Annotated in this window: 4 protein-coding genes; 2 read left to right on the top strand and 2 right to left on the bottom strand. The window is 72.5% G+C overall.

Annotated elements, in window-relative coordinates; genetic code table 11:
* Positions 1 to 258: 258 nt before the first annotated feature.
* Both EYA84_RS25280 and EYA84_RS25275 read left to right on the top strand, forming a co-directional pair.
* Complete coding sequence (locus EYA84_RS25280; protein ID WP_131055992.1) at positions 259 to 2,238, top strand: ABC transporter ATP-binding protein; 1,980 nt, start codon at positions 259 to 261, stop codon at positions 2,236 to 2,238.
* A gap of 255 nt (positions 2,239 to 2,493) precedes the next feature.
* Positions 2,494 to 3,594 (top strand): L-dopachrome tautomerase-related protein, encoded by a 1,101-nt coding sequence (locus EYA84_RS25275; RefSeq protein WP_131055990.1) that lies wholly within the window; start codon positions 2,494 to 2,496, stop codon positions 3,592 to 3,594.
* A 7-nt stretch (positions 3,595 to 3,601) separates the two neighbouring features.
* On the opposite strand, the gene EYA84_RS25270 is transcribed toward EYA84_RS25275, so the two are convergent.
* Complete coding sequence (locus tag EYA84_RS25270; RefSeq protein WP_131055988.1) at positions 3,602 to 4,222, bottom strand: copper resistance CopC family protein; 621 nt, start codon at positions 4,220 to 4,222, stop codon at positions 3,602 to 3,604.
* 17 nt (positions 4,223 to 4,239) lie between these two features.
* Positions 4,240 to 5,389 (bottom strand): Dyp-type peroxidase (locus EYA84_RS25265; protein WP_131055986.1); only part of this gene is annotated, 1,150 nt, incomplete at its 5' end.

Raw genomic sequence — 5,389 nt, 5'->3', positions numbered from 1 at the left:
AGATGTGTATTAGAGAGAGGAGTACGGCTGAGCCGAGCGCGCGTCGGTGATCCGGCCGGACGGTGCCGCGTCGTCGACCCCGGCCGGAGGCCGCGCCGCCGACATGGCGGGTGGGTCGGCACGCCGACAGGGGCTGGACCGGCGACACCGTCGCAGTGACCATAGGTAGCGGTCCGAACGCCTTCAGCGACGAAGTCGGTGGTCCTCGTCCGGCGCGCGACGGGGCGCCGCGCCGTCACCGCCCCAGGAGGTACGCCCATGGCCGTCACCCCGACCCGACGTCGTGTCCGCCCTCCGCGCTCCACGCCGGTGCCCACCGAGTCGGTGCTGCCCGAGCTGCGGACGATGTGGTGGGAGACCGGGATGCGGGCCCGGACGGAGGCCGGCCTGTTCGCCGTCTTCGCCGAACTTCCCAAGCTGGTCTGGGCGGCGCTGCGGATCAGTTGGCGGGCGGACCGGCTGCGTACCTCGGTGGTGGCCGTGGCGACGGTCGGCGCGGGGGTGATGTCGGCGTTCGGGCTGCTGGCGACGCAGCGGGTGCTGGTGGAGCTGTTCGCCGGTGGGCCGACCGGGGACAAGGTGGTGGCGGCGCTGCCGGCGCTCGCGGTGCTGGCGGCGGCGACCGCAGTGCGGTCCGGCATGGCGATCGCCACCGGGTACGCGTTGAACGGGCTGACGCCCCGGGTGAGCCGGGAGGTGGAGCGGGGCCTGTTCGAGGTGACCACGGCGGTCCGGTTGGAGGCGTTCGACGCGGACGCGTTCGCCGACGACATGGAACGGGCGTCGAGGGGCACCGACTCGGCGGTCAGTCTGGTGCCGGCCTCGATGAACCTGCTCGCCGGGTTCGTCGGCGTGGTGGCGGTGGCCGTGGCCGTGGTGGTGGTCCACCCGTTGTTGCTGCTGGCGTTGCTGGTCGCGACGGTGCCGAACGCCTGGGCGTCGCTGCGCGCCGGACACCTGCACTACCGGACCTACATCGCCGGCTCGGTGCGGCGGCGGCGGATGTGGTTGCTGCACCGGCTGATGGCCGAACGGGACTCGGCACCGGAGCTGCGCTCGTACGGGCTGCGCCGGTTCCTGCTCGACCAGCACGACCGGGTGATGGGGGTGGAGACCGACATCCAGCTCGCGTTGGCCCGCCGGGTCACCACGACCACCACGGTGGGGTCGCTCGTCGGCGGTGTCGCCACCGGTCTGGTCTACGTCCTGCTCGGCCTCTTGCTCATCGACGGGCAGATCCCGCTCGCCGCCGCGGCGACGTGTGTGATCGCGGTGCAGGCGGCGCAGCGTTCGCTCTCCGTGGTGACCTTCCAGATGGACCGGGTCTACACCGAGGGTCAGCACTTCCGCGACTACACCGGCTTCATGACGCGGGCCGCCGGGTACCTGCCGGAGGCGGTGGACGCCGTGCCGCCGGAGCGGTTGCGGGAGTTGACCGTCGACGGGGTGAGCCTGCGCTACCCGGAGCGGGACGACCTGGCCGTCGACGGGGTGACGCTGACCGTCCGGGCGGGGCAGACCGTGGCGTTCGTCGGGGAGAACGGTTCCGGCAAGAGCACTCTCGCCGCGTTGATCGCCTCCCTGCGTACCCCCACCGAGGGAACGATCCGGTGGAACGGGCGGGCGCTGACCGAGTGGGACCGGGACGGCCTGCGCGGTCGGATCGCCGTGGTCACGCAGGAGTACCACAAGTGGCCGTTCACCGCCGCCACGAACATCGCCATCGGCGACATCGAGGGCGAGGTCCGGCAGGACCGGATCGAGGCGGCGGCGGCCCGTGCGGTCGCGGACGAGATGATCCGCGAGTTGCCGTACGGCTACGAGACGCTGCTCGACCGGACCTTCGCCAACGGGCAGGACCTCTCCGGCGGTCAGTGGCAGCGGATCACCGCCGCCCGTGGTTTCCTGCGCGATGCGGAGTTGCTGGTGATGGACGAGCCCTCCTCGGCGCTCGACCCGAGAGCGGAGGACGCACTGTTCCAGGCGATCCGCGACCGGCAGGGGCGGGCGACCACGATCCTCATCACGCACCGGCTGGCCAACGTCCGGCACGCCGACCGGATCTTCGTGCTGCACCACGGTCGCCTGGTCGAGGCCGGCACCCACGACGAACTGATGGCCGCCGCCGGCCGTTACGCCGACCTGTTCACCCTTCAGGCGGCCGGGTACGGTCCGGTCGACCGGCTGCCGGGCCCGCGACCGCCGGCCACGTCGGCCCCGGGCAGCACCGAGTCCTGACCTTTCCGAATGTCTGGTTCAGCCATTTTCGCCCCTCTGTGAACGCGGAAGGGCGCAGGCTGCCGGTCATGGCCAGCGCCCGACCGTCGGTGTTGGTCACCCGGGCGGTCACCACCGGAAACCCGCCGGTGCCCGGCTCGGCTGCCGATCTAAGGACTAAAAACCCTAATGGGCTATAAGTCCGTTTGTCTGACGCGGCGTTTGTCGCCCACGGCGGTGGGAACGGGAAGCGGCACCGACAGTCAGGAGCGGGGCATGAGTCAACCGGTGCCGGGCGAGCCCGTCGGCGAACTGGAACTCGTCCACACCTTCACCGGGCCGATGCCGACCGGGGTGAGCGTCTCGCACACCGGCCGGATCTTCGTCACCTTCCCCCGTTGGGGCGACGAGGTCCCCGCCACGGTGGTCGAGCTGCGCGACGGTGCCGAGGTGCCGTACCCGGATCCGGAGTGGAACCAGCCGGGCGGCGACGACGACGTGGGGGCGTTCGTCTCGGTGCAGAGCATCGTGGTCGACCCGGCCGACCGGCTCTGGGTGCTCGACACCGGCAGCCCGATGTTCCAGCCCACCCGGCCCGGCGGCCCCAAACTCGTCCGCGTCGACCTGACCACCGACACCGTCGCCCAGGTGATCACTTTCCCGCCGGACGTGGCGCTGCCCACCACCTACCTCAACGACGTACGGTTCGACCTGCGGCGCGGGGCCGCCGGGATCGCGTACGTCACCGACTCGGCGGTCGCCGGGGCGAACGGGATCATCGTCGTGGACCTCGACACCGGCGCCTCGTGGCGGCGGCTGCACGAGCACCCGTCCACCAAACCGGAGCCGCTGTCCCGCTTCCGGCCGGTGGTGGAGGGCCGCCCGTTCCTGGAGCGGCCGGCGCAGGGGCCACCGAAACCGGTCACCGTCGGCTCGGACGGCATCGCCATCTCCGCCGACGGCACCCGGCTCCACTTTTGCGCGCTCGCCTCACGCCAGTGGTACAGCGTGTCCACCGACGCCCTGGTGGACGTCTCGCTCGGCGAGGACGAGGTGGCCGCCACCGTCCGGCACGAGGGCGACAAGGGCACCGGGTCGGACGGCCTGGAGAGCGACGACGCCGGGCGGATCTACCTGACGTCGTACGAGCACAACGCGGTGCTCCGCCGCCGCAGGGACGGCGACTACGAGACGGTGGTGCACGATCCCCGCCTGCTCTGGCCGGACAGCATGTCGGTGGCCGTCGACGGGTATCTCTACGTGACCGCCAACCAACTCCACCGGCAGGCCGTGTACCACCGGGGCGAGGACCTGCGCCGCAAGCCGTACGCGTTGTTCCGGACCCGGATCGACGCCGGGCCGGTGCTCTTGCGCTGAGCCGGGCTCACTGCCCGGCGGTGCGACGGCGGCGCAGCAGGAACACCGCCGCTCCGACCGCCAGGATGACCAGCACCCCGGCGCCGACCAACAGCCCCACCGGGGTCGAGTCGTCGTCGGCACCGCTCGCGGCGGGACTGGTGGAGACGGTCGGCTCGGCCGACGGGGTGGTCTCGGTCGGCTCCGGGCTGGGCGTGGGGCTCGGGGTCGGGCTGGGGGTCGGCTCGGCGGTGGCGGTCGGGTCGGCCACGGTGAACGTGTACGACCCCTGCACCGGGTGCCCGTCGGCGGAGACGATCCGGTACGCCACCGTGTAGACGCCGTTGACCAGCGGCTCGTCGATGGTGACCGTGCCCTTGGTGCCGTCCACCTCCGGCTCGCTGGTGGCCACCTTCTCCTTGTCCGCGTCACTGAGCGTGATCGTGGTGTAGTCCGGGTTCAGCCGCTGGAGGAACTGCAGGGTGACCTTGGTCGGCGCCTTCTTGACCTCGGCGTCCTGCGCCGGGGTGGCCTTGGTCAGCACGTTGTGCGCGTACGCGGGGGAGACGGGCGTGGCCAGCAGCGCCGTGGCGGCCAGCAGCGAGGCGGCCAGCGCGGCGGTGACCCGGTGGCGGAGGCGGGTGGACATGCGGGTGATTCTCCTCGTCAGTCGAGCAGTTGCCGGCCGATCCAGCCGTCCTCCGGGCACCCCGGCGGGACGGCGAAGACGGCGGAACCGATCGGGGTGACCCACTCGTTGAGCAGGTCCCGCTCGGCGAGCCGCCGCTGGATGGGCAGGAACTGGCGGTCGATGTCGGCCTGGTAGGAGGCGAAGATCAGTCCGCTGTCGGCGGTGCCGTCGGCGGCCGGTGTTCCATCGTAGTTGTAGGGGCGGCGGAGGATCCGGAACCGGTCGTCGGTGACGTGTGCGCGGGTGACGTGGGAGAAGTCCGGCATCACGGTCAGCCCGTCCGGGCCGAGGGCGGCGAAGTCCGGCTCGTCGTGCTCGTCCGCGCCGGTCAGCGGGGCACCGTCGTTCAGTCGCCGGCCGACGGCCATTTCCCGGTCGACGCGGCCGAGCAGGTCCCAGGTCTCCAGGTCCATCCTGATGCGCCGCACCACGAGCGTGGTGCCGTGCCGCAGCCAGTCCGGGCCGTCCGGCACCCAGACCGCAGTCTCCACCGGCGCGCCCGGCTTCGGGTTGGCGGTGCCGTCGAGCTGACCGAACAGGTTGCGTTGGGTCCGGCCCGGCTCGGCACCGGCGGCCCGCCGGAAACCCTGCTGGACCCAGCGGACGGTGGCGAACGGGCGGCTGTCCTTGACCAGCACCCGCTGGGCGTGCGCGACGGTGATCGGGTCGTCGGCGCAGACCTGCACCAGCAGGTCCCCGCCGGACCAGCGCGGTTGCAGCCGGTCGATGCGGAACGCGGGCAGGTCGGCGACCGAGGGCGGGCGGCGGTCGTCGAGGCCGGCGGCGGTGAAGAGACCCGGGCCGAAGCCGAAGGTCACGGTGAGCCGGGCGGGAAGCATCCCGAGTTCGGGCTCGGTGTCGGCCAGCGCCGGCCGGCCCTGGGTGAGCCGGGCGGCGTCGTCGGAGAGCAGCCGTAGCATCCGGCCGAGGGCGGCCCGGTCGGTGCCGGGGCGCAGGGTGAAGGCGACGAACGCCGCGTGCGCCTGGGGCTCGGTGGTGATCCCGGACTGGTGTACGCCGTGGAACGGCTCGACCGCCGCGCCGACGGTGACCGCGACCGGCTCGGGGCGTACCGGTGGCGGGTCGTTGCGGCCGGCGGCGACCGCAGCGGCGCCGGCCAGCGAG

Origin of the sequence: Verrucosispora sp. SN26_14.1 (genome assembly GCF_004307965.1) — a bacterium.
Taxonomy (GTDB): Bacteria; Actinomycetota; Actinomycetes; order Mycobacteriales; family Micromonosporaceae; genus Micromonospora.
Note: the sequence above shows the minus strand (reverse complement) of the source record. Positions and strands in the feature narration are given on the sequence as shown.